General features: G+C 59.8%; 21 protein-coding genes. 8 read left to right on the forward strand and 13 right to left on the reverse strand.

Annotation, left to right across the window (positions count from 1 at the left end):
- Positions 1–4 precede the first annotated feature (4 nt).
- The 7 genes from algG to yaaA form a co-directional block, all read right to left on the reverse strand.
- A complete protein-coding gene (algG, locus tag PSH90_RS04575) occupies positions 5–1576 on the reverse strand; it encodes a mannuronan 5-epimerase AlgG (protein WP_051600606.1) in 1572 nt (523 codons plus the stop codon).
- Positions 1577–1602: 26 nt separating this feature from the next.
- Positions 1603–3084: an alginate export family protein gene (locus PSH90_RS04580; RefSeq protein WP_305382260.1), complete on the reverse strand. Its 1482-nt coding sequence runs from the start codon at positions 3082–3084 to the stop codon at positions 1603–1605.
- Entirely contained in the window at positions 3081–4589 is a 1509-nt protein-coding gene (algK, locus tag PSH90_RS04585; RefSeq protein ID WP_305382261.1) for an alginate biosynthesis TPR repeat lipoprotein AlgK, read from the reverse strand. Before algK ends, PSH90_RS04580 begins: the two co-directional genes overlap by 4 nt.
- A 9-nt stretch (positions 4590–4598) precedes the next feature.
- Positions 4599–5768, reverse strand: coding sequence for an alginate biosynthesis protein Alg44 (locus PSH90_RS04590; protein ID WP_024011680.1), 1170 nt, complete (start codon positions 5766–5768; stop codon positions 4599–4601).
- A gap of 35 nt (positions 5769–5803) precedes the next feature.
- The gene (gene alg8, locus PSH90_RS04595) at positions 5804–7285 is read right to left on the reverse strand and encodes a mannuronan synthase (protein WP_162098720.1); all 1482 of its coding nucleotides are present in this window, start codon (positions 7283–7285) and stop codon (positions 5804–5806) included.
- A 79-nt stretch (positions 7286–7364) separates the two neighbouring features.
- Positions 7365–8681 carry a nucleotide sugar dehydrogenase gene (locus tag PSH90_RS04600; protein WP_016771595.1) on the reverse strand — a complete coding sequence of 439 codons (1317 nt, stop codon included), beginning with the start codon at positions 8679–8681 and terminating at the stop codon, positions 7365–7367.
- Between the two features lie 809 nt (positions 8682–9490).
- Complete coding sequence (gene yaaA / locus PSH90_RS04605) at positions 9491–10270, reverse strand: peroxide stress protein YaaA (protein WP_150636190.1); 780 nt, start codon at positions 10268–10270, stop codon at positions 9491–9493.
- A 363-nt stretch (positions 10271–10633) separates the two neighbouring features.
- Between yaaA and PSH90_RS04610 the strand changes: the two genes are divergently transcribed.
- Positions 10634–11710 carry a polysaccharide deacetylase family protein gene (locus tag PSH90_RS04610; RefSeq protein WP_370695134.1) on the forward strand — a complete coding sequence of 359 codons (1077 nt, stop codon included), beginning with the start codon at positions 10634–10636 and terminating at the stop codon, positions 11708–11710.
- 177 nt (positions 11711–11887) lie between these two features.
- Here PSH90_RS04610 and PSH90_RS04615 read toward each other — a convergent pair whose 3' ends face one another.
- Positions 11888–12034: a hypothetical protein gene (locus PSH90_RS04615; protein WP_167351297.1), complete on the reverse strand. Its 147-nt coding sequence runs from the start codon at positions 12032–12034 to the stop codon at positions 11888–11890.
- A gap of 14 nt (positions 12035–12048) precedes the next feature.
- On the opposite strand from PSH90_RS04615, the gene PSH90_RS04620 reads away from it, so the two are divergent.
- The 5 genes from PSH90_RS04620 to PSH90_RS04640 all read left to right on the forward strand — a co-directional run bounded on the left by PSH90_RS04620 (position 12049) and on the right by PSH90_RS04640 (position 15890).
- Positions 12049–13443 carry a PhoH family protein gene (locus tag PSH90_RS04620; protein ID WP_024011685.1) on the forward strand — a complete coding sequence of 465 codons (1395 nt, stop codon included), beginning with the start codon at positions 12049–12051 and terminating at the stop codon, positions 13441–13443.
- Positions 13444–13683: 240 nt separating this feature from the next.
- Positions 13684–14157 carry a cyclic pyranopterin monophosphate synthase MoaC gene (gene moaC, locus PSH90_RS04625; protein WP_007972660.1) on the forward strand — a complete coding sequence of 158 codons (474 nt, stop codon included), beginning with the start codon at positions 13684–13686 and terminating at the stop codon, positions 14155–14157.
- Entirely contained in the window at positions 14154–14396 is a 243-nt protein-coding gene (locus PSH90_RS04630; RefSeq protein WP_016771591.1) for a MoaD/ThiS family protein, read from the forward strand. The genes moaC and PSH90_RS04630 overlap by 4 nt, the downstream gene beginning before the upstream one ends.
- A gap of 2 nt (positions 14397–14398) precedes the next feature.
- A complete protein-coding gene (gene moaE / locus PSH90_RS04635; protein ID WP_095180425.1) occupies positions 14399–14851 on the forward strand; it encodes a molybdopterin synthase catalytic subunit MoaE in 453 nt (150 codons plus the stop codon).
- Positions 14852–15113: 262 nt separating this feature from the next.
- Complete coding sequence (locus tag PSH90_RS04640) at positions 15114–15890, forward strand: ABC transporter substrate-binding protein (RefSeq protein ID WP_305382262.1); 777 nt, start codon at positions 15114–15116, stop codon at positions 15888–15890.
- Between the two features lie 101 nt (positions 15891–15991).
- Here PSH90_RS04640 and PSH90_RS04645 read toward each other — a convergent pair whose 3' ends face one another.
- The 5 genes from PSH90_RS04645 to PSH90_RS04665 form a co-directional block, all read right to left on the reverse strand.
- Entirely contained in the window at positions 15992–16618 is a 627-nt protein-coding gene (locus PSH90_RS04645; RefSeq protein ID WP_186569404.1) for a transcriptional regulator, read from the reverse strand.
- A gap of 84 nt (positions 16619–16702) precedes the next feature.
- Positions 16703–17830: an FAD-binding oxidoreductase gene (locus tag PSH90_RS04650; RefSeq protein ID WP_252868834.1), complete on the reverse strand. Its 1128-nt coding sequence runs from the start codon at positions 17828–17830 to the stop codon at positions 16703–16705.
- Positions 17831–17980: 150 nt separating this feature from the next.
- Positions 17981–18925, reverse strand: a complete 945-nt coding sequence (locus PSH90_RS04655) for an ornithine cyclodeaminase family protein (protein ID WP_305382263.1) — start codon at positions 18923–18925, stop codon at positions 17981–17983.
- A gap of 117 nt (positions 18926–19042) precedes the next feature.
- The gene (rhlB, locus tag PSH90_RS04660; RefSeq protein WP_056783067.1) at positions 19043–20521 is read right to left on the reverse strand and encodes an ATP-dependent RNA helicase RhlB; all 1479 of its coding nucleotides are present in this window, start codon (positions 20519–20521) and stop codon (positions 19043–19045) included.
- Between the two features lie 96 nt (positions 20522–20617).
- Positions 20618–21274, reverse strand: coding sequence for an alpha/beta hydrolase (locus PSH90_RS04665; RefSeq protein WP_236168106.1), 657 nt, complete (start codon positions 21272–21274; stop codon positions 20618–20620).
- A 468-nt stretch (positions 21275–21742) separates the two neighbouring features.
- Here PSH90_RS04665 and PSH90_RS04670 point away from each other — a divergent pair, with 468 nt between their 5' ends.
- Both PSH90_RS04670 and PSH90_RS04675 read left to right on the forward strand, forming a co-directional pair.
- A complete protein-coding gene (locus tag PSH90_RS04670; RefSeq protein WP_016771583.1) occupies positions 21743–22774 on the forward strand; it encodes an amino acid ABC transporter substrate-binding protein in 1032 nt (343 codons plus the stop codon).
- A gap of 66 nt (positions 22775–22840) precedes the next feature.
- Positions 22841–24022: an amino acid ABC transporter permease gene (locus PSH90_RS04675; protein ID WP_041479500.1), complete on the forward strand. Its 1182-nt coding sequence runs from the start codon at positions 22841–22843 to the stop codon at positions 24020–24022.
- Positions 24023–24027: the final 5 nt, after the last annotated feature.

Raw genomic sequence — 24027 nt, forward strand, 5'->3', positions numbered from 1 at the left:
ATCCTCAGTCCTGCAATTCGGTCTGGCGTTCGACAGGGTCGATCAGCACGGCTTTCTGCTGGCGCACCAACAGATCGAGAATTTCATCCTGGCGCTCGCCGAGAATGCCGTTGAAGCTGATCCCGCTGGACTTGGTCGGCGCCAGCATCGACACGCGATACAGCTCGACACTCAGCGGCGAGTCGATCGACAGCGGGCCGCTGCCATTGGCCGCCAGCTCGCCGCCGACGACGATCAGCGAGACCTGCGCGTCGAACGGGTCGAGCTTGATGTCACGGTCGGTGTCGGTCAGGTCCTTGATGTGGCCGTAGATACCGGTCAGGCCGTTGGTCATGGCGACGTTTTCGTAGAGGCGGATGTTCACGCTGTTACGAATACGAATGCCGTGACGGGTATTGCTGATGACCTTGTTGCCCCACAGCAGGTTGTCGGCGGACTCGTAGAGCGTGATGCCGTCGGTGTGGTTCTTGTAGATCTCGTTGTAGGCAATGATGTTGTTGACGCTGTTACGGTCGATCACCAGGCCCGACAATTTGTTGTCGAAACTCTTGTTGTTGAAGATGAAGCTGTCGTTGACCTCACGGGAAATGATGATCCCGTGCTTCTTCTTCGTGCCGTGAACGGTGTTCTCGGCAATGATCAGACGGTGCGAGCGGTCATGCGGGTCGATGCCGTAGACGATGTTGTCTTTGTAGGTGTTGCCCTTGACCACAAAGTCGCTGGTTTCGTAGCAGTAGAAGCCGTACCACATGTCCGAGAACTCGGAGCCGACGATCCAGCCGGTCGGTTCCGGGCGCTTGAGGACCTTGGCCATGTTCGGCGTGTACTGGGAAATACTCACCCCGTACGACTTACTGTTGGCGTAACCGAAACTGGCCATCTTGCTGTTGACGATGTAGGTCTCGGTGCCGCCCCAGGCGAGCAGGAACGGACGGAATTCCTTCGGCGAACGGAAGGTTGCCGGGCCGTTGTCCTTCTCGCGCCAGCCGGTGACTTTGGTGTCACGCACGAACAGTTTGCCGTCATTGACCAGGAACGAACCGGCCTCTTGGGACAGGCGCAGTTCCTGGGTCTGACCATCGATTTCGAGGATGCCTTTCTCGCCGACCACGATCGGCAATTTGGCCAGGTACACGCCCGGGGACGTCTCGCTGAAATACTGCTTGGGCAGTTTTTTCGCCAGATCCTTGAGGTTCATGTAGCCGTCGTCGATGAAGATCGCCTGCGGAATGCCGTGCTGACGCACGACCCATTCGGCCATCTTGTTATCGCCGCCGATGAAGTCCTTCAGGGCGTTTTCCTGCATCATCCGGCGCACACTGATCTTGCCCGGTTTGCTGCGCACGATCTTCGCGGCAGCGGCTTCGGCGGTGAAGCCGGACAGGTCGGGCAGTGTCGGCTTGGCCAGTTTCAGTGCGTCGGTCGGCGCGCTGCTGACGGTGTAGGTCTTGGCCTGTTGCAGTTCCTTGGCCACGGTCGCAGGTTTCGCCGGTTCAACATTGGCGAAGGCGCCGGCGCTGGCCAGCAGCATCGCGCCGGCCAGCAGGCTGAGTGAGCCTGTTCTGGTGCTGATCATGTCGGGCACTCCCTTGGCGGTTTGCATCAGAAGCGCCAGATCACGTCAATGAATGCGCGGTGCATGTAGGAATCAACCTGGCTGCCATAGGCGTCGCCCGGTTTGAACACACCGCCACGGAAACGCACCAGTGCCGAAGGCTCGTCGATCGACTGGCTCAACGCCGCCGGCAACAGGCCTTGCTTGAAGTACTTGGTGACGACCAGGTCCATTTCCTGACCGAGGTCCTTGTTGCCATCTTCAAGCGGCAAGGATGTGCTGGAGAGGATCGCGCCGGTGACGTCGTCGGTGTTGTTTTCCACCGCATTGATGCCGTTGCTGCCGACCGGCTTGTTGCCGTCGACACGCCAGAACTTGTGGTAGATCAGGCTGGCGTCGTACTCGTCGTTGACCATCCACGAACCGAACAGGGTGGCGGTCTGCATGTTGTTCATTTCGCCACGGAACGCTTCGCCGAAACGGTGCACCCGCGAGCGGGTACCGGTGTAGTTGGAGCGGTTGCTCTCCAGACCGTTCTGTTCGTAATCGGCACTGGCGCGGGCGTATGCACCGCCGACTTGCCACTGCGGATCGAGGCGCAGACGCACGCCGACATCGGCTGCCCAGCCGCTGATGTCATCGCTGCGCTTGGCTTGTGTCGGGCGCGTGCCGTCGGCGTTCAGCGCATTGACCGTGTCGCGGTCGCCGCTCATGCCGGTGATGCTGCCCCAGTAGTTGACGGTGTTGGTGTTGCGCCAGTTGTAGGCGTCGCTGTCAGCGGTCAGGCCGATCCAGCTGATGTCGCCGTTCTCGGTCTTGTCCAGCGAGTCGCGCGGGACGCCCGGCTCGGCGTAATCGAGTTTGCCGTCATCGTGAGTGTGGTGGCCGCGAATGCCGACCCACTGGCCCGGTGTCCACTGGTAAACAGCGTCAGCGTAGGCGTGCAGGCGATCCTTGTCTTTCGGCGCCAGCTCTTTCAAGTCGGTGCGGTATTCGCTGAAACGCTCGGCAACACCGGCATTGGCCCGCAGCAGGGTGGTGTCGAAGGTCCAGTTCAGCGCTTCGATGTTGGTGTCACGCCATTGGCCGTCGTCATTGCGCAGACGCTGGCGACCGAACTTGAGCATCTCGCCCGGGTACGGGGTGAGGCCGCTGTAGCCGACCCAGAACTCGCGCATTGCCAGGTAGTTCTTCTTGGTTTTGCGATCACTGTTGTCGGTGGCTTGTTCACCGTCGGATTGTTGCAGGGTGTCGGTCTCGATGATGTCGGTCGAGGTCACCGCCTGACCCATCGCGTAGGCGCTCCACGCGCCGCTTTCGCCGTAGATCCACGGACGCAGGTCGAGGCCCACGCCATTGACGTCACCGCCGCCGGCAGTGCCGAGGTCACGGTCGTCTTCGGACTGGCCGGTGAGTTTCACTTCCAGACCGAAGTTCTTGGTTTCAGTCATCGCAGCCAGTGTCGGGCAAGACCAGATCAGCGCGAAGGTGAGGCCAATACCGGCCTTCACGAATGGGTTCAGCTTCATAGTTTTTCCTCGCCGTCTTCTTCTTGCAGGGCGTGCAGTTGCAGCGTGTTCGAGTTCAGGGCGCCACGGCTGACCTGTTCCTGTTGCAACAGGCGGCGGGCTTCGGGCAGGCGCTCGGGCGGCAATTGCGCCTCGAGGGTCGCTGCCAGTTCATCGGCTTGCGGGGTGTTCTGGGCCTTGGCCAGTTGGCTGAACACGTAAGCGTTCAGCGGGTCGGGCTTGGTGCCCTTGCCTTGGGAGAACAGCTGGGCGATGGCGAAGTCGGCACTGTTCTGGCCGTTGCGCGCAGCGGTCAGCAGGTGGTCGAGAGCCTTCTGCGGATAGACCTTGCCCAGGTAGCCACGACGGTAGATCTGGCCGAGGTAGTAGTCGGCGGCCACTTCGCGGCCAACGGCTTTCTGGAAGTGTTCCTCGGCGACTTTCGCGTCGGCCGGGACCATTTTGCCTTCGTAGTAGACCTTGCCCAGCAGCAGTTCGGCGCGCGGCTGGTCGGCAGCGCGACCGTTGTCCAGGTACTTCATCATCTGGTCGACGTCGCCCAGTTCGGGGAAGTCGTAAAGCAGTTGGGCGAGGGTGACCCACGATGCCGGGTAGCCCGGAGCGATCGGCTCGAGCAGCGCCTGCGCGGTTTTTTCGTCAGTCTTGCCCAGGGTCGAATCGGCCAGCACGCGGGCTACGGAGTCGACACGCTGCGCGGTGACGGTGCCACGGCTGTAACCGGCCTGCATCTGCTTGATCAGCTCGGCTTGTTGTTCCGGCTGGCCGCGTTTCTGGTAAACGGTAGCCAGTTCCACGTAGCAAATGTCGGTGGTATTGAGCGCGGCCTTGCAGATCTTTTCCACGTCATCCAGATGCTGGTCGTAAGTGCCCTGGGTGCGATACAGCAGCACCTGCGCCAGGCCCGCTTCCGGGTAGCCCGACTTGCGCCACTGATCGATCTGCTGCTGCGCGTTGATGTTGGGGAAGCTGTGCGGGTATTGCAGATACAGCATCGCCAGCGGGATCAACGTGTTGCCTTCGCCATTGGCGGCGGCTTTTTTCAGCAGGGTTTCGGCTTCGTGGTGCTCGGCTTCGGTGGAGCCCGGCTTGGCCACCAGCAAACGACCGAGACGTGCCTGGGCACGCGGCGACACGCTGGCCGCTGCGCGGTAAGTCGCCTCGGCCTGTTTCATCTGCGCCGGGTCACGGCTGTCGACCTGGATATCGGCCAGGCCGACTTGCGCCTCGCTGTAACCCAGATCGGCCAGTTGCTGGTAATTCTGCGCAGCGGTGGCGGTGTCGCCACGCTTGAGCGCTTCGTTGGCCAGACGCTGATCGGGCAGCCCGGCGCAACCGGCCAGAGAAACTGCCAGTGCCAGCGAGCACACCATCAATCCCATGTGGGAGCGAGCCTGCTCGCGAAGCAGTCGACTCGGTACTTCAGACAAACCGCGCTGGCCCTTTCGCGAGCAGGCTCGCTCCCACAGGGTCGGCGGTGTGTTCAAGTTATGCGTAGTCACAGGCATGTCCTCGACTTAAAGACCGGCAGCCATGGCTTTGTCGATCAGCCAGTTCAGGTTCGGGCCACGGTCGCTGTTCACTTCAACCGGGCGGCCGGCGAGGCTGCTGTCGAGCGGCTCGTCTGGCTGGATCTGCACGCGGATGTCGGAGGACAGGTCGGCGCTCTTCAGGCTCGTGCTGCTGACGATCTTGCCGGTGCGGGTCTTGTCTTCGCCGGCGATCTGGAAGCTCACCGGGGTGCCCGGGCGCACGTCGCCGAACTGGCGATAGGAGAAGCGTGCTTCAACATTGGCCTGGGTGTTGCGCGGCACCAACTGGAAGATCACGTCGCCCTTGCTCGCGTACTGCCCGTCAGCCACCAGTTGCTGGGCCACGGTGCAGTCGCACGGCGAAGTCAGGGTGCCGGTCATTTGCTTGCCGAACAGTTCTTCAACCTTGGCCGGGGCCAGTTGGTCTTCGGCCAGATGGCCCTTGAGCACGTCGAGCATGCTGGTGCTGAAGGTCGCCAGCGGTGCGCCTTTGGCGGCAACGCCGTCGGACTTGACCAGGCTCTGTACGGTGCCGTCACGCGGCATGGTGATGTTCATCCCCGGCACGCTGACCAGACCGGCCTGCGCGTGGCTGACGAAGTACATGCCGTACACCGACTTGAAGATGAAACCGGCAGCGACCAGACCAACAGCGAAAATACCGGCGCTGAAGGTCACGGCTTTCAGGCGGCCGAACGGGGTCATGCCGGTGTCGTTGGTCTTGTTCTTGCGCGCCTTGGTGAAGTTGTCGCGCTGCAGGGTCGCCAGCACTTCGCCGATGCTGACGATGTCGCCGGCCAGGTGCGAAGTGATCAGGTGGCGCAGGGTGGAAATGTCCTGCGGCTCGAGGTTCTGGAACTGGCAGCCGGCGCGGCCGGTGGCGCGGTCAAAGGAACGCACCTGCAGTTCAACGTCCATGGCCAGGCCGAGGTTGTCGATGACAAATTGCAGACGCGCCTTGTACACCTCGCCGATGGTCAGCGGCATCTGCCCGGCGTTGAACGCCAGACCGCCAGCCGACAGATCGAGGACCCGCGCTTCGAGCGGAGTCCGGTCAGGGCCGAAGAAACGCAGTTTGGCCGGGATTTTCACGCGAGCGTGCTGGCGCTGGGCTTCGGATTCATGCACTACGTTGACGTTGACGGCGGTATTCATAGGGGCGATTTCCTTGTTAATTCAATAGGAGCGGGTCAGACCATCATCAGCAGCACGGCGACAAAAATGCTGCCGGCGGAGAAGGTCATGGTCCGAGACGACCAGGTGTTGAACCAACGTTGAAAGCTGGCGAGATCACGGGTCAGGGATGTGGGCTGGCGAGTCCAGGATTGTTGGTCGAGGCGGAAGAACACGTAGATCTTCACCAGGGCGCCAACGATCTGGTTGTAATACAGAATCGCCGGGTAAGCAGGGCCGATGCGGTGACCGGAACACGACAGCAACAGCGTCAGGATCAGGCGGGTGATACCGATCCACAGCAGGTACACGAGGATGAACGCGGTGCCGTACTTGAAGCTGGCGATCAGTGCGACGGTCAGGCCGAGCAGCGAAGTCCACATCGACACGCGCTGGTCGAACAGCACCACCGAGGTGAACGCGCCGAGGCGGCGGATACCCAGACCCAGTGCACGCGAGTTCTGGCGCAGGTTGTTGCCGTACCAGCGGAACATCAGCTTGCGGCTGGCCTTGATGAAGCTCTTTTCCGGCGGATGTTCAACGGTGTTGATCGCGGCATCCGGCACGTAGAAGGTGTCGTAACCCAGGCGCATCAGGCTGAACCAGCTCGACTTGTCGTCACCGGTCAGGAACTTGAAACGGCCCAGACGCCAGTGTTGCAGCGAGTCGCTTTCAACGTCGGCGATGAATTCCGGATTGGTCACCACGGAGGCTTTGAACACCGACATCCGACCGGTCATGGTCAGTACGCGCTTGGACAGGGCCATCGAGCACATGTTGATGTGGCGCTGGGCGAAACGCAGCTTGTGCCATTCGCTCATGATGTAACCGCCGCGCACTTCGCAGAACTCGTTGGTGGTCAGGCCGCCGACATTGCCGAACAGCTGGAACCACGGCACGGTCTTGCGCACGACGCCTTCGCCGAGCACGGTGTCGCCGTCGATCACGGCCACCACGGCACGGTCGTCCGGCAGGTGACGGGAGATCGCACGGAAACCGAAGGCCAGACCATCGCGCTTGCCGGTGCCGGGAATGCGCACGAAGTCGAGCTTGACCCGCTCCGGCGGATTCATCCGTGCCCACAGTGCCTTGACCAGCAGCTCGTCGGACATTTCCACGATCGAGCAGACAATGGTGGTCGGCAGTTCGCAGTCGATGGCTTCGCGGATCACCGAGCTGTAGACCTGCGCGGTTGTCAGCGCGTCAATACGAAAGCTGGTGACCATCAGAAACACATGCGACGGATCGGCCGCTTTACCCAGCTTGCGTACTTTGCGACGCAGGTGCGGGTAAACGATGTAGAGAAAAATCATGCCGCGCACAAAGTGCGTTGCACCCATCGAGTAGCGCCAGATACCCACGGCGCCAATCAGGAAAATGAAGTCCTTCGACTCGGAGTCGAATGTGGACGTGGGCAGCATCAAGGCCAGGCCCATCAGCAGACTGAGATAAAAAAGCCAGCCGGCTGATTGCAGAAAAAAATGTTTGAGCTTGGTCATAACCGTCATCCGAAGGTGATGGAGGCTTCAAGCCGCAAGCGTGTTGCTTTTGCTTGCGGCTTGAAGCTTGAGGCTTGCCTTACCAGCAAATGCCTTCGGTGCGGCTACCGGCGCTGGTGGCCTTGGACATGAAGCCCACCAGGTCGATGACTTGCTTGCCCTGCGGCGCTTCCTGGGCCAGCGAACGGAATTTCTCGTCGCGGTTGCCGAGGATGATCACGTCGGAGTTATCGATCACCGAGTCGAAGTCGGAGTTGAGCAGGGACGATACGTGCGGAATCTTCGATTCGATGTAGTCCTTGTTCGCACCGTGGACACGGGCGTATTCGACGTTGCTGTCGTAGATGCTCAGGTCGTAACCCTTGCCGATCAGCATTTCCGCCAGTTCGACCAGAGGGCTTTCGCGCAGGTCGTCGGTGCCGGCCTTGAAGCTCAGACCGAGCAGGGCGACTTTGCGTTTTTCATGGCTTTCAACGATGTCGAAAGCGTTCTGCACTTGCGATTCGTTACTGCGCATCAGCGAGTTGAGCAGCGGTGCTTCGACGTCCAGGGAACCGGCGCGGTAGGTCAGTGCACGTACGTCTTTCGGCAAGCACGAGCCGCCGAAGGCGAAGCCCGGACGCATGTAGTACTGGGACAGGTTCAGGGTCTTGTCCTGGCAGACCACTTCCATCACTTCACGACCATCGACGCCGACGGCTTTGGCGATGTTGCCGATCTCGTTGGCGAAGGTCACTTTGGTCGCGTGCCAGACGTTGCAGGTGTACTTGATCATCTCGGCAACGGCGATGTCCTTGCGGATGATCGGGGCGTCGAGTTCTTCGTACAGCGATTGCAGAACGTCGCCCGAGGCGGTATCGAACTCGCCGATAACGGTCATCGGTGGCTGATCGTAGTCAGCGATGGCGGTGGATTCGCGGAGGAATTCCGGGTTGACCGCAACGCCGAAATCGACGCCGGCTTTCTTGCCCGAGCAGTCTTCCAGAATCGGGATGACCACGTTGGCCACGGTGCCTGGCAACACGGTGCTGCGCACGACGATGGTGTGGCGGGTGGTTTTTTCACGCAGGACAAAACCGATCTCGCGGCACACGGCCTCGATGTAGTTCAGTTCCAGGTCGCCGTTCTTTTTGCTTGGCGTGCCGACGCAGATCATCGACAGGTCGGTATCACGAATCGCCTCGGCGAAGTTGGTCGTGCCGCGCAGACGGCCGGTCTGGATACCCTGCTGCAGCAGTTCGCCCAGGCCTGGTTCTACAATCGGCGATTTGCCGGCGTTAATCATGTCGATCTTGTCTTTGGCAACATCGACGCCAACTACGTCATGGCCCCGTGCAGACAGGCAACCGGCACATACTGCGCCAACGTAACCCAAACCAAATATGCTGATGCGCATCGCAATTACCTCTGTATATATCAGGCCTTAGAAGGCCGGAGTTAATGGTGTTCAGCGGTCACTAGTGCACTCGGAAGTGCGGCTTACAGGCGCCACAATGCCGTGTGCAGGCATACAAAGTTCCGAGTGTCTAATAAGTGCACTCAAGATGTGCGCAACTAGGCCTTGTTGTTATGACTTGCCCTGTTATGCAGCCGATCTTCCGTGCGGGAAGACTCTAGTGCAGTCGTGTAGCCTGCTCGACGTCCGGTAGGGGGCCGGTAAATCAAGCAGTTAGGTGCTCAGGCGAGCACGTTTATAGGGGCGCGGCCTTGGCCTTTGTAGGGGATATTAATGGTGCTTATCTCCTGTCCTTCGATTGTTTTGAGACTAGTTAGTCACTCAGGCAAGTTGCTGTGACAACTTGGTTACATGGCTATCAGCTCTGCGTAAGTTATCTCGTACAAACTCGGCGAGAATCGTTACCGGTGGTATGAGCAACGCATTTGGACATAGTTCCAGCCCGCTCATCGTGCCAGCCGAAATTTTTTGAAATATTGATGAAGATGGCACTGGGTGCAAACTGATAGCACTAACGATTTCGCCCTTTAGTTATCGGGGCGAAACCGGGGTCGATAGTTTTGTGCCACTACGGGTAAAAAATTTAAGTGCCACTACTGAAAAAAAACTTCAGTGTCGAGTGAAACTAAAATTAGAAAAGAGTGCGTGGTTTTATTGGCGTCATGAATTTGGCGATATGCAGCGGGGGAATTTTGACTTCGGGCGGACTGCACGACTCTGGAGAAAAAGAGTCGTGCAAAGGGCATGCTTTATTCCGGGGCGTGGTCGCGCAAAAACACCAGATTGTCAGGTTTCGATTGTTCGGCGCTGTAGCGATAACCCTGTACATCGAATTGCTTGAGCTGAGCCGGGTCGTTGATGCGTTCCTGGATCACAAAACGGCTCATCAGGCCGCGCGCTTTCTTCGCGTAGAAACTGATGATCTTGTACTGGCCGTTCTTCTGATCCTTGAACTCGGTATTGATGATCCGCGCCTTCAACGCGCTGCGCTTGACCGCAGAAAAGTATTCGTTGGATGCAAGGTTGAGCAGTACGTCATCGCCCTGATCGGCCAGCGCTTCATTCAGCCACTCGCTGATGCGCGTACCCCAGAACGCATACAGATCCTTGCCACGGCCGTTGGCCAGTTTGGTGCCCATTTCCAGGCGATAGGGTTGCATCAGGTCCAGCGGCCGCAGCAGGCCATAAAGGCCGGAGAGCATGCGCAAATGCTTTTGCGCGTAATCGAATTGCGCCTCGCTGAAGGACTGAGCGTCGAGGCCGGTATACACGTCACCCTTGAAGGCGAGCAGGGCCTGCTTGGCGTTTTCCGGGGTGAAGGCGGGTGTCCAGCTGCCGAAACGCGCGGCGTTGAGGCCACCGATCTTGTCGGACACGTGCATCAACTCGCTGATCTGCGCCGGACTCAGCTCGCGCAACTGCTGGATCAATTCCTGGGAATGGTCGAGGTACTGCGGCTGGGTAAAGCGCTGGGTCGCCGGCGGTGTTTCGTAGTCGAGGGTCTTGGCGGGGGAAATCACCATCAGCATGAAGTCGTCTCCTTTAATCGTGGGGGCGATTCTAGGGGGTTGTCCTTGTTGACTCCAGCTATCAAGCCCATAGGTGATCGACGGCTTAACTCAAACCCCTTGTGGGAGCGAGCCTGCTCGCGAAAGCGGATTCACATGATCGTTCCCACGCTCCGCGTGGGAATGCAGCCCGTGACGCTCTGCGTCACAGTCGTCGGACGCGGAGCGTCCGGGGAGGCGTTACCACGCAGAGCGTGGGAACGATCATCCATGGCTGAGGGGAATAGGACAGGATCAGCTATAGTGCCGCGCGGGTTTTGTTATGGAGACATCCCTTTGCGCATTGTTCTTTTATTCACCACGTGGCTGCTGAGCTTCGGCGCCATGGCGGCGCCCGGCGATGCGGCAACGCTGGATCGCACGACCTGGCCGGAGCAGCTCAGCAACCCGACCCTGTTCGACGTCGCGTCGCGGGCGGAAATCCTCATGTTCGCTCGCGGCCTGCTCGGCACCGAGTCCATCGACGAGGCGGCACTGGCCCAGCGCCTGGGCCTGCGCACGGTCAATATCGATGCGGTCAATCAGCTGCGCCAGCGCCTCTGGCAGCGCTTGCTCGCCAACTACAACCACGCCCAGCAAAGCTGCGATCAGGACGCCTCGTTCTGCTTCCTCGTCGAAGACCTGCCGACCCTGCGCGAGCAGGCGGCCAAGTTCGTCGTCAGCGACGACAGCTATTACACCAAATGGGCCGAGCCGAGCCGGATCTTCCATTTGCAGTACCTCGACGAGCTGATGCGCAAGGCCGCGCTGTCACCGCAAACCAGTAACGAATTCGATCGTTTCGGCGACTACGAGCGCAACGGCGACGACATGCACGACCGGCTGTTTCTGCTGACCTTCGACAGCGCCGCCAACGTGCAACCGGACAACACCGACTGGCTGACCGAATACCTGCGAAAATCTAATCTGAGCGGGACATTCTTTGTACTGGGCAAGGATATTCAGGCGCGACTCGCTGGCCGTTCGGTCAGCAGCCTGCAGGCGAGTTTCTCCCGGCAGTGCGTTGGCGTGCAGGGCTGGGAGTTCCGCTCTCACAGCCATTGGCAGGACTGGCAGGATTCGGTGCGGCGCAGCGCCGATCTGGTGAAGAACAAACTGCCGGAAAACTACGTGCCGCTGTTCCGTCCGCCGGATGGCCAGCGCCGCAGTGACGCACAAGGTTTTTTCAATAGCCAGGGCCTGCAAGTGGCGCTGTGGGACATCGATGCTCAGGACGGCGCGGGCAAGCTCAAGGGCCCGGCGAGCGCGCAGCGGGTGCTGACCCTGATGCTGCTGTGGCGTCACGGGGTGATCAATTTCAACATGAAACAGGATGCGGTGAAGACGTCCCTGCCGTGGCTGATCACCCAGACTGCGCAGAGCGGCATCGGCTGGGAAGACTGTCAGGACGCGTTTCGTTGAGAAATGAGAAAAAGCCCGTAAACATTGGACTTGGGGTGATTTTCAGGAGGAATTCGATGCAGGCGGACTTCCGACTTTAGCGGGGTACGGGGAGTCCGCCAAGGGCTTTTCGTCACTCTGCAAAATAAACTTAAAAAAACCGTCAAAGAGCTTTTTTATTTCATCGGTTTTGGAGTATTACGAAGACAGACCGCCGAAACCTGCAACACAGGTGGCGTCTTCCCAGACTCCTATTGTGTGCAGTTCATCCAGGCCTTCGTGGATGAATTCGGCAGTCACCTCGAGGCGCAGCACTGTCACGGTATTGCGTCGAATGGCTCCCACAAAGGTGACCGAGTATGGATGATCACGGACGCAGCCCTTCCTCCAACCAGCCAATCCTGTATGTACTCGATACCAACGTATTGATTCACGATCCAAATGCCCTGCTGAATTTCGAAGAACACCACGTCGCCATCCCGATGACCGTGCTGGAAGAGCTGGACAAGCTCAAGAGCGGCCATCACAGCGTGGCCGCCGAATGCCGCCAGGCGATCCGCCTGATCGACAAGACCCTGGGCGATGCGTCCCCTGAAGACGTTGAGCTGGGCGTGCCGATCCAGCGTGGCAAGGGCGGGCCGAAGGGCTTGTTGTCAATTCTGATGAGCAAGCAGGCCGAGTCAAACCTGATTCTGCCCGAGCATCTGAACGACAACAAAATCATCAACCAACTGATTGATCTGCATACCCGCGATCCGCAAAAACCGGTGGTGCTGGTCACCAAAGACATCAACATGCGCCTCAAGGCGCGCGCCTGTGGGATCGACGCCGAGGACTACAGCACCGACCAATTGGTCGATGACGTGTCCCTGCTGCCCAACGGCTACCACAACATGACCGGCTCCTTCTGGGACCGCGTGAGCAAGGTCGAAACCCGTCAGGACCACGGCCGCACCTGGCATCAGGTACAACTGATCGACAACCTGCCGGCCGTGCACATCAACGAGTTCATCATCGACGAACAGGGCTTTGTCGGCTGGATCAAGGAAATCCAGGAAGACCGCCTGCTGATCCTCGACCTGCACCAGGAACCGCTGTTGCATCAGGAGGCGTGGGGCCTGAAACCGCGCGACATCTATCAGAGTCTGGCGCTGTATGCGTTGCTGGATCCGGACATTCATCTGGTCAACCTGTCTGGCGCCGCCGGTTCCGGTAAAACCATTCTGGCGCTGGCCGCTGCGATCGAGCAGACCATGGTCAGCAAACGTTATCGCCGCATCATCGCCACCCGCAGCGTGCAGGGTCTGGACCAGGAAATCGGCTTCCTGCCCGGCACCGAAGCGGAAAAAATGGAGCCTTGGCTGGGCGCCATCACCGACAACCTCGAAGCCTTGCACATGGATGACGAAAACACCCATGGCAGCGTCGACTACATCCTCAGCAAAGTGCCGTTGCAGTTCAAATCGCTCAACTATATTCGTGGTCGCAGCTTCCAGCAGAGCCTGATCCTGATCGACGAATGCCAGAACCTCACGCCGCATCAGATGAAAACCATCATCACCCGTGCCGGCGCCGGTTCCAAAGTGGTGTGCCTGGGCAACCTGGCGCAGATCGACACCCCATACCTGTCCGCGACCAGCTCCGGGCTGACCTACCTGACCGAACGCTTCAAGGATTTCCCCAACGGTGTGCACATCACCCTGCAAGGGGTGCCTCGCTCGATCCTGGCCGAATACGCCGAATCGCATTTGTAACCTTTCACCCAGAACCGGGTGGCCCTTAAAGCCGCCCGGTTTTTTTATGGATAAATGCATATCTCCTGTGGGAGCGAGCCTGCTCGCGAATGCGGTGTATCAGTCGACATCTATAGTGAATCTGAATCCGCTTTCGCGAGCAGGCTCGCTCCCACAGGGGGCAACGGTGATTTCATAATCAGTGATGCGGATATCTGACCCACAGGTTTACAATCCACGCTCCTGATCAGGAGTAATCCCGTGCTGACTCATCTCGATTCCCAAGGTCGCGCCAACATGGTCGACGTCACTGAAAAAGCCGTGACGTTCCGTGAAGCGACCGCTCAAGCGCTGGTGCGCATGCTCCCTGAAACCCTGCAGATGATCGTCAGCGGCGGCCATCCCAAGGGTGATGTGTTCGCCGTGGCGCGCATTGCCGGAATTCAGGCGGCGAAGAAGACCAGCGATCTGATTCCCCTGTGCCACCCGCTGATGCTCACCGGCGTCAAAGTCGAACTCAGCGCCGAAGGCGATGACAGCGTGCGCATCGTCGCTCGCTGCAAGTTGTCCGGGCAGACCGGCGTCGAAATGGAAGCGCTGACCGCCGCCAGCGTCGCCGCCCTGACCATTTACGACATGTGCAAAGCCGTCGACCGGGGCATGACCATCGAAAGCGTGCGTCTGCTGGAGAAAGTCGGCGGCAAGAGCGGCCACTTCCAGGCGGAGCAGCCATGAAACTGACCGTGAAATTTTTTGCCCGCTACCGTGAAGCGCTGGGCGTGGATTCGGTTGCGGTTGAAGGCGATTTCGCCACCGTCGATGACGTTCGCGCACTGTTGGCGCAACGTGATGGCGCCGAAGTGCTGAGCGAGCAGAACCTGATGTGCGCACGCAACGAAGACCTCTGCCAGCTCGACGAGCCAGTAGTTGATGGCGACGAAGTGGCGTTTTTTCCCACCGTCACCGGAGGCTGAACATGACGATTCGCGTGCAGGCCAAGCCGTTTGATCCGGGCGCTGAAGTCAATGCGATGCACGCGGCCAATGTCGGCGTTGGCGCAGTGGTGAGTTTTGTCGGTTATGTGCGCGACTTCAACGACGGGCTCGACGTGGCCGGGATGTTCCTCGAACACTATCCGGGCATGACCGAAAAGGCTCTGGGCAAGATCACTGTCGAAGCCGAGCAGCGCTGGCCGCTGTTGAAACTGGAAGTGCTGCACCGCATCGGCGCGCTGGAGCCGGGCGAACCGATCGTCTTCGTCGGCGCCGCCAGCGCCCACCGCCAGGCCGCGTTCGATGCCTGCGCCTTCGTCATGGACTACCTGAAAACCCGCGCGCCGTTCTGGAAAAAAGAAAACACCAGTGACGGCCCGCGTTGGGTCGAAGGGCGCGACAGTGATCATGCCGCCGCTGATCGCTGGAAAAAGTAATTCCTGTAGCGCCCTCCGGTCAGTCTTCGCGAGCAGGCTCGCTCCCACAATTGGAATGCGTTTCCCTGTGGGAGCGAGCCTGCTCGCGAAGGCGTCATCAGCGACACCGAAAATCCTCCCCTCTCGACCCGGTTGACGATTTGTACCTGTGAGTCCAGTATGGATTTCCAAGTACACAAAAGCTTCTGTCTTGCAGCTATCAGTTTGCCGCTTGTAGCTGCTCTTCTTCGCCAAACCAACAACAACCCGCGAGAGAACGAACATGAAGAAACTCCCCCTCATCACCGGCCTTGCCTTCAGCTTGCTGGCTTTTACCAGCACCTTTGCCGCCGAGAAAACCTTGCGCATCGGCATCGAAGCGGCCTATCCGCCATTCGCGTCGAAAACCGACAAAGGTGAAATCGTCGGCTTCGACTACGACATCGGCAATGCCCTTTGTGCGCAGATGAAGGTCAAGTGCGTGTGGGTCGAAGGTGAGTTCGACGGGCTGATTCCTTCGCTGAAAGTGAAGAAGATCGACATGGCGCTGTCGTCGATGACCATCAACGAAGATCGCAAGAAGTCGGTGGATTTCAGCCACAAGTACTATTTCACTTCTTCGCGTCTGGTCATGAAGGAAGGCGCTACGGTCGATGATCAGTACGCCAGCCTCAAAGGCAAGAACGTCGGCGTGCAGCGCGCGACCACCACTGATCGTTACGCCACCGAGGTGTTCGAACCCAAGGGCATCAACGTCAAGCGCTACAGCAACAACGAAGAAATCTACATGGACCTGGCGGCGGGGCGCCTCGATGCGATTTTCGCCGACACCATCCCGCTCAATGACTTTCTGTCGATGCCGCGCGGCAAGGGTTACGCGTTTGTCGGGCCAGAGTTGAAGGATCCGAAGTATGTCGGCGAGGGTGCGGGGATTGCCGTGCGCAAGGGCAACGGTGAACTGGTCAGCCAGTTGAACCGCGCCATCGACGGAATTCGCGCGAATGGCGAGTATCAGAAGATTTCCGAGAAGTATTTCAAGACCGATATCTACGGCGATTGATCAAGCGCTTTCGCGAGCAGGCTCGCTCCCACAGGGGTAACGCATTCCAAATGTGGGAGCGAGCCTGCTCGCGAAGAGGCCAGCGCTAGCGATGCAAATCTTCAGCCCTTCAATTCCTTCAAATGCTTGTACACCGTCGCCCGGCCCATGCTCAGCACATTGGCCACGTAGTTCGAGGCGCTCTTGCCCTTGAACGCGCCCTCGGCGTGCAGCGCCAGCACCAGTTCGCGTTTGTGATCGCGGGTCAGCAGGTTCAGGCTCAACTGCCGCTCGCGCAACCAGGCGTGGAGGAAGGTGTTGATGCGTTCCTGCCAGTCATCACGGAACAGCGAGTCCGGCTGCGGAATCAGCTTGCTCGGCGAGAGAAACAGGTCCAGCGCCGCTTTGGCGTTCTCGAACAGGGAAATGTTCAGATTGATGCACAGCACCGCCAGCGGCCGACTTTCGCTGTCACGCAGCACGGTGCTCAGGCTGCGAATTTTCTGACCGTCCCAGTTGAGCTTTTCGTACGGGCCGATGTTCCTGTCGCTGACATCCTCGCTGAGCATGTCTTCCAGTGACGAGTCGTCGCCGATCTCGCGCTTGGACAGGTTGTTGGCGATGTAGTCGACCTTCTGCGTGCGCAGGTCGTGCAGCACCACCTCGGCGTGGGGGAAGAACAGCGTGGCAATGGCGTCGGCGATGGCGCGGAAGTTATCCAGCGCCGGGTCGAATTCGGGGGCAGTCATGACAGTGGAGCTCCAGGCAGCGTCAGCGCCCCTTGTGCCGGGGCGCTGCGAGTGTGCCGCAATCTTTTCGACGAGTCGATGCGATCAAACCAGTCGGGCCGGGGAGAGCATGGCGCTGTCCAGACCGAATTGATGCAGGTGCTCGGGGAATGGCTCGCCGCGCACCAGCGCCGCACTGGCCTGGCCCATCGCCGGCGACGTCTGAATGCCGTAGCCGCCCTGCGCGGCGACCCAGAACAGCCCTGGCACCTGCGGATCAAAGCCGCTGAGCAAATCACCGTCGGCAACGAAACTGCGCAGACCGGCCCAGGTGCGGGTCGGACGGCGAATGGTCAGCGTGGTGGCCTCTTCGATCTGATAAATGCCCATGGCGATGTCGAGTTCTTCCGGCTGCACGTCGTGCGGTTCGACCGGATCGGCATTGGCCGGCGAGCCGAGGAACATGCCGGCGTCGGGCTTCATGTAGAAGGATTCGTCGAGGCTGACCAGCATTGGCCAATGATGAGTGTCCACGCCTTCCGGCCCGGCAAAGATAAACGCAGCGCGGCGTTTCGCTTGCAGACCCAGCGGCTGCGCACCGGCCAGGGCAGCGATCTTGTCGGCCCACGCACCGGCGGCGTTGATGATCACCGGTGCGCTGAACGTCTCGCCATTGGTCTGCACGATCCACAGGCCATCGGCATCGCGGCTCAAGCCGAGCACTTCGCAATCGGTGCGCACTTCGCCGTGGTTGCGCCGGATGCCGCGCAGGTAGCCTTGATGCAGCGCGTCGGTGTCGATGTCGCAGGCCGATGGATCGTAGATCGCGCCGTGGACTTTTTCCCGGCGCAGGATCGGCAGACGCGCGCAGGCTTCGTCGGCGCTGAGCAGTTGCATCTGCGGCACGGTGGCTTTGGCGCTGAGGTATTGGTTGTTCAGTTCGGCGGGATCACCGATGAAGTCGACGGTCATTTCGCCGCGTGGGGTCAGCAGCGGATGCTCGCAAAAGCCGCTCGGAGGACTGTCGAAAAACGCGCGGCTCGCCTGAGTCAGTGCGCGGACCTGTGCGGTGCCGTAGGCGGCGGTGTACAGCGCGGCGGAGCGACCGGTGGAGTGATAGCCGGGATGGGTTTCACGCTCGAGCACGATCACTTTGCCGTGCGGCGCCAGCCAGAACCCGGTGGAAGCGCCGGCAATCCCGCCGCCGATGATGATGAAATCTGCGTGGCTCATGTAGGTCTCCAGTGGGTACGCAATATCAAGGCGTTCGCTAGTCCATCGTGGGAGCGAGCCTGCTCGCGAAAGCGGTGTATCAGTCGACATCTTCGCTGAATGTCAGACCGCATTCGCGAGCAGGCTCGCTCCCGCAGGGGATTTTTGGCGTTAGTGGGTTAAGTGATAAACCGCATTGGCGAGGGCAATGTCTTCCAGGCCCAAGCCGATTGAACGGAAAAACACGTGACGGTCGTAACCCGGGCGCTGCACTTTTTCGCTGAGCAAGTCGGCGAGGTCGCCAACAATCGAATCCTTGCTCCAGCCATGCTGTTCGGCGGCAATCAGCATCTCACCTGCCGAACCCGGCGTGGTCTGACGATAGTCGCAGAACACCTGCATGTCGTTGAGACTTTGCGGCGGTACCTCATGGGCGCGGGGGGCGTTGGTGCTGATCGAGGTGATCAGCGCCGGTTTGCTTAACGTTGCAGGATCAATCACCGGCCCGGCCGACGAGGTGCAGAGCATGATCACATCCGCATCGGTAACGGCGGTCTCGCGGCTGTCGGCAATCTTCAGTGACGGCGCGATGGACTTCAACACAGCCTGTGTTTGCGCATCTTCCAGCAGCGATGGCGAATACAGGCTGATGCTCTGCCAGTCGCGCAGCGCTTTGGCGTAGTACAGATGCGCTTGAGCGACCTTGCCGCTGCCGATGATCGCCAGTCGCTGGGCATTCAACGGGGCGAGGGCGTCGACCGCCACGGCCGTGGTCGCGGCGGTGCGCGCGGTGGTCAGTTCGCCGGCATCACAGAGCAGCAGCGGCTGGCCGGTTTTCGTCGACATCAGCAGGGTCCACGCCGTCACCAGCGCACCCTGCTCACGGACGATGTACGGCGAAGTCTTCACTCCGTACACGCCGTCCTCGGCCAGTACACCCAAGTAGTTGATGAAGTCGCCGGCACCCTGCGGAAACTCGACCCATTGCTGCGCCGGCTGCACGGCGTTCCCGGCCGCCAGATCGCGGAACAGCTTGCGCAGGATTTGCGGAACATCGATACGCGCCAATAGCTCATGGGCCTGGGCTTGATCGATCACATAGGGCGTACTGGACATTTCGCGCTCCGAAACTAAACTTATTTTTCCATTATGGACTTTTAGTTCTGGCGAGCAACCATCGGGCATAAAAAAAGCGCAGTCCGTTTCTGGCTGCGCTTTTTCATATGGCGGGGCTTACTGTGGACGCTTGCGCTCAACCGCACGCAGTAGATGCGTCGGCGGGGTTTCACAGCTGATCTTGCGACCAAGCTTTTCTTCGATCGACGGCAACTGGTAGGAGTCGTCCTCGCCGGCAAAGCTGATCGACACGCCATCGGCGCCGGCACGACCGGTACGGCCAATGCGGTGCACGTAGTCGTCCGGGACTTCCGGCAGCGTGAAGTTGATCACGTGGCTGATGCCGTCGATGTGGATGCCGCGACCGGCGACATCGGTGGCCACCAGCACGCGGATCTTGCCTTCGCGAAAACCTTCCAGAGTCTTGATGCGCTTGTGCTGCGGCACATCACCGGAGAGTTGCGCGGCGTTGATGCCGTCACGCACCAGACGCTCTTCGATGCGGCGTACTTCGTCCTTGCGGTTGGCAAACACGATGACTCGCTCCCAACCGTTATCGTTGACCAGGTTGTAGAGCAGCTTGTATTTGTCGGCAGCGGCCACGGCGTAGATGTGCTGCTCGACGTTCTCGTTGGCGACGTTGGTGATTTCGATTTCGACAATCGCCGGGTCGGTGGTCCATTGCTTGGCCAGATTCATCACGTCTTCGGTGAAGGTCGCGGAGAACAGCAGGGTCTGGCGCTCGGACTTCGGCGGGGTCTGGCGAATGATCTGCCGTACCTGCGGGATGAAACCCATGTCGAGCATGCGGTCGGCTTCGTCCAGGACCATCACTTCGACCATGTCCAGGTGCACGTCGCCGCGCTGGTTGAAGTCGAGCAAGCGGCCCGGCGTGGCGACGAGGATGTCGCAATGCCGCGCTTCGAGGTGCTTGAGCTGTTTGTCGAAGTCCATGCCGCCGACGAACGTCATGACATTGAGGCCGGTGTATTTGGTCAGGTCAGCGGCGTCCTTGGCGATCTGCACCACCAGTTCGCGGGTCGGCGCGATGATCAGCGCGCGCGGCTCGCCCATGTAGCGCTCTTTCGGCGGCGGCGTCTGCAGCAACTGGGTGATGATCGAGATCAGGAACGCGGCGGTCTTGCCGGTGCCGGTCTGCGCGCGGCCAATGGCGTCTTTGCCGGCGAGGGTGAAGCCCAGCACCTGCGCCTGGATCGGCGTGCAGTAAGGAAAGCCCAGGTCCTGAATGGCGTGCATCAGTTCCGGAGCAAGCTTGAAATCGTGAAAGCGGGTTTTGCCTTCCTGGGGTTCGACGACGAAGTCTTCGAGTTTCCATGGAATGACCGGTGCCTTGGGCTTCGGTTCGCGACGCGGTCTGGCCGGTTTCGGCGCTTCGCCGGGTGCAGGCTCTACGGCCATTGGCGCGGCCGCAGCGGGTTTTTCTTCGGGCTTCGGTGCGGCTGCGGGAGCGGGGCGGTCGGCCTGCGGGGCATCGGCGCGATGACCGGGGGCGTGCGACGGCGCACTGGGAACTGGCGCGAGCTGCTCAGCCTCGCTTTTACCGAACATTTTCTTGAGTGCTTTGAGCACGGTCATCTCATCAATTGGTTAAGGAATGTACGCCGGCCAGTGTAATGCAAGAATCGGGCGCGGCGTAGTAGGAGGGATCAATGGGCTGGGATTGGTCGACAATCAGCGCAGTCGTTCGCTCAACCAGGCACCGATGTCGCGAATCTCTTCAGGTAACACTTCGTGCTCCATTGGGTATTCCTGCCATGTCACGGTGACACCATGCTTCTTCAAATGCTCGTAAGCACTGCGGCCCATCGAGTTCTGCACCACGTTATCGAACTGGCCGTGCAGCGAGAGCACCGGAATGCGCTGCTGGCTGGCGGATAACTCCAGTTCGTCGCTGAATGTCGGTGCGTAAGTCGACAACGCCAGCACGCCACCCAACGGCCCCTGCCACTTCAGAAATGCGGTGTGCAATACCACCGCGCCGCCCTGGGAAAACCCGGCGAGAAAAATCCGCGAGGCGTCTATTCCGCTGGCGCGCTCGGCTTCGATCAGTTCGATGATGCGCTCTGCCGAAGCTTCCAACTGGTCACGGTCGATCGCCCGGGCCGGGCTCATGGCCTTGATGTCGTACCAGCTGGGCATGGCATATCCGCCATTTATCGTCACTGGACGCGTCGGCGCCTGCGGCAGCACAAAACGCGTGCTCAGCAGGATTTCCTGCAACGCCTCGGCCACCGGCAGGAAGTCGTAACGGTCGGCGCCGAGGCCGTGCAGCCAGATCACGCAGGCGTCTGCGGGCTTAACAGGCTGAAGAATCAAGGGCTCGGTCATGTCTGCTCCAAAAATGTGCGGGCGCTCTCATTGAGTGCGTGATTGAAGTGCGCGCCCGGTTGATCCGTTAACAAGATGTCGCAAGGTTACAAGTTTAGCTATTGACGTGTCGCGCAATCACTTTCGCAAGCGGTGTGGTACGGCGTTTGCTATGGAGGTTTGCGTACGAAGCGTCCTACGCGTGGCGGTAACACTATCAGTGTCAGTCGCGTGATGGGATAGCAACGAATCCGGTGATGGATGTTCGCCAATGGCCGCTACGGGCTTAGCGAACGTGAAAGGGCTACAGCCCGTTCGGCCGATTGGTGAGAAGTGAGTGATCCATGATGTGGATTTTCTCCTACTAGACTCATAGCGAAGGTCTTACGTCGGTTGACCCCAAAAAAAGCCAACACGGGTCAACAACGCCTCAAAAGGGTGCGACTGGACTCAAGCTCCGACACAACAAGAGCAAAACTGGAGGTTTGAATGAAGATGTTGAAATCCACTCTGGCGGTCGTGACTGCTGCAGCAGTACTCGGCGTCAGCGGGTTCGCTCAGGCGGGTGCAACCCTGGATGCGGTACAGAAAAAAGGTTTCGTGCAGTGTGGCGTGAGCGACGGTCTGCCGGGCTTCTCGGTACCGGATGCGACCGGCAAGATTCTCGGCATCGACGCCGACGTCTGCCGCGCTGTGGCCGCAGCCGTTTTCGGCGACGCCAACAAGGTCAAGTTCAGCCAGTTGAACGCCAAGGAGCGCTTCACCGCGCTGCAGTCCGGCGAGATCGACATCCTGTCGCGCAACACCACCATGACCAGCTCCCGTGACGCGGGCATGGGCCTGAAATTCCCGGGCTTCATCACCTACTACGACGGCATCGGCTTCCTGGTAAACAACAAGCTGGGCGTGAAAAGTGCCAAAGAGCTCGACGGCGCGACCATCTGCATCCAGGCCGGTACCACCACCGAACTGAACGTTTCCGACTACTTCCGTGGCAACGGTCTGAAATACACCCCGATCACCTTCGACACCTCCGATGAAAGCGCCAAGTCGCTGGAATCCGGTCGTTGCGACGTGCTGACCTCCGACAAGTCCCAGCTGTTCGCCCAGCGCAGCAAGCTGGCCTCGCCGAAGGACTACGTGGTTCTGCCGGAAACCATTTCCAAAGAACCATTGGGCCCGGTCGTACGTAACGGCGACGACGAGTGGCTGGCCATCGTGCGTTGGGTCGGCTACGCGCTGCTCAATGCCGAAGAAGCCGGCATCACTTCGAAGAACGTCGAAGCTGAAGCCAAGTCCACCAAGAACCCGGACGTGGCCCGTATGCTCGGTGCTGACGGCGAATACGGCAAAGACCTGAAGCTGCCCAAAGACTGGGTTGTGCAGATCGTCAAGCAGGTCGGCAACTACGGCGAAATCTTCGAGAAAAACCTCGGCAAGAGCACTCCGCTGGAAATCGACCGTGGCCTGAACGCCCTGTGGAACAACGGCGGCATTCAGTACGCACCACCAGTGCGCTAATGGTTCTATCGCCCGGCGGGCCAACCGCCGGGTGATGTTCTTGTTCCATTTCTTCCGGGGCACTTCATGCAAAATTCTATCGGCGCACCAAAGCAGAGGCTCAGCCTCAGCGATCCACGAGTGCGTGCGTGGCTATTCCAGATCATCACCGTTGTGGCGGTGATCTCGCTTGGCTGGTACCTGTTCGACAACACGCAAACCAACCTTCAGCACCGGGGTATCACTTCCGGTTTCAGCTTTCTGGAGCGCAGTGCCGGGTTCGGCATCGCTCAAACCCTGATCGACTACACCGAAGCGGACAGTTACGCGCGGGTGTTTGTCATCGGCCTGCTCAACACTCTGTTGGTGACCTTTATCGGCGTGATCCTGGCGACGATCCTCGGTTTCATCGTCGGTGTAGCGCGGCTGTCGCAGAACTGGATCATTGCCAAACTGGCGACGGTGTATGTGGAAGTGTTCCGCAACATTCCGCCACTGCTGCAGATCCTGTTCTGGTACTTCGCGGTGTTCCTGACCATGCCGGGGCCGCGCAACAGCCACAACTTCGGCGACACCTTCTTCGTCAGCAGCCGTGGCCTGAACATGCCGGCCGCACTCGCCGCTGACGGCTTCTGGGCGTTCGTGATCAGCATCGTGCTGGCCATCGTCGGCATCGTGCTGATGTGCCGCTGGGCCAACAAGCGTTTCGAAGAAACCGGCGTACCGTTCCACAAGTTCTGGACCGGCCTGGCAATTGCGCTGGTGATCCCGACCCTGTGCGCGCTGATCTTCGGCGCTCCGTTGCACTGGGAAATGCCCGAGCTCAAGGGCTTCAACTTTGTCGGTGGCTGGGTGCTGATCCCGGAACTGCTGGCGTTGACCCTCGCGCTCACTGTGTACACCGCAGCGTTCATCGCCGAGATCGTGCGTTCCGGGATCAAGTCGGTCAGCCACGGTCAGACCGAAGCGGCGCGTTCGCTTGGCCTGCGCAACGGCCCGACCCTGCGCAAGGTGATCATCCCGCAAGCCCTGCGCGTGATCATTCCGCCGCTGACCAGCCAATACCTGAACCTGGCGAAAAACTCCTCGCTGGCAGCCGGTATCGGTTACCCGGAAATGGTTTCGCTGTTCGCGGGCACGGTGCTCAACCAGACCGGGCAGGCCATCGAAGTGATTGCCATCACCATGAGCGTGTACCTGGCGATCAGTATCAGCATTTCCCTGCTGATGAACTGGTACAACAAGCGCATTGCGCTGATCGAGCGGTAAGGAAA

It is taken from the genome of Pseudomonas sp. FP1762 (assembly GCF_030687105.1).
Classification (GTDB): Bacteria; Pseudomonadota; Gammaproteobacteria; order Pseudomonadales; family Pseudomonadaceae; genus Aquipseudomonas; species Aquipseudomonas siliginis.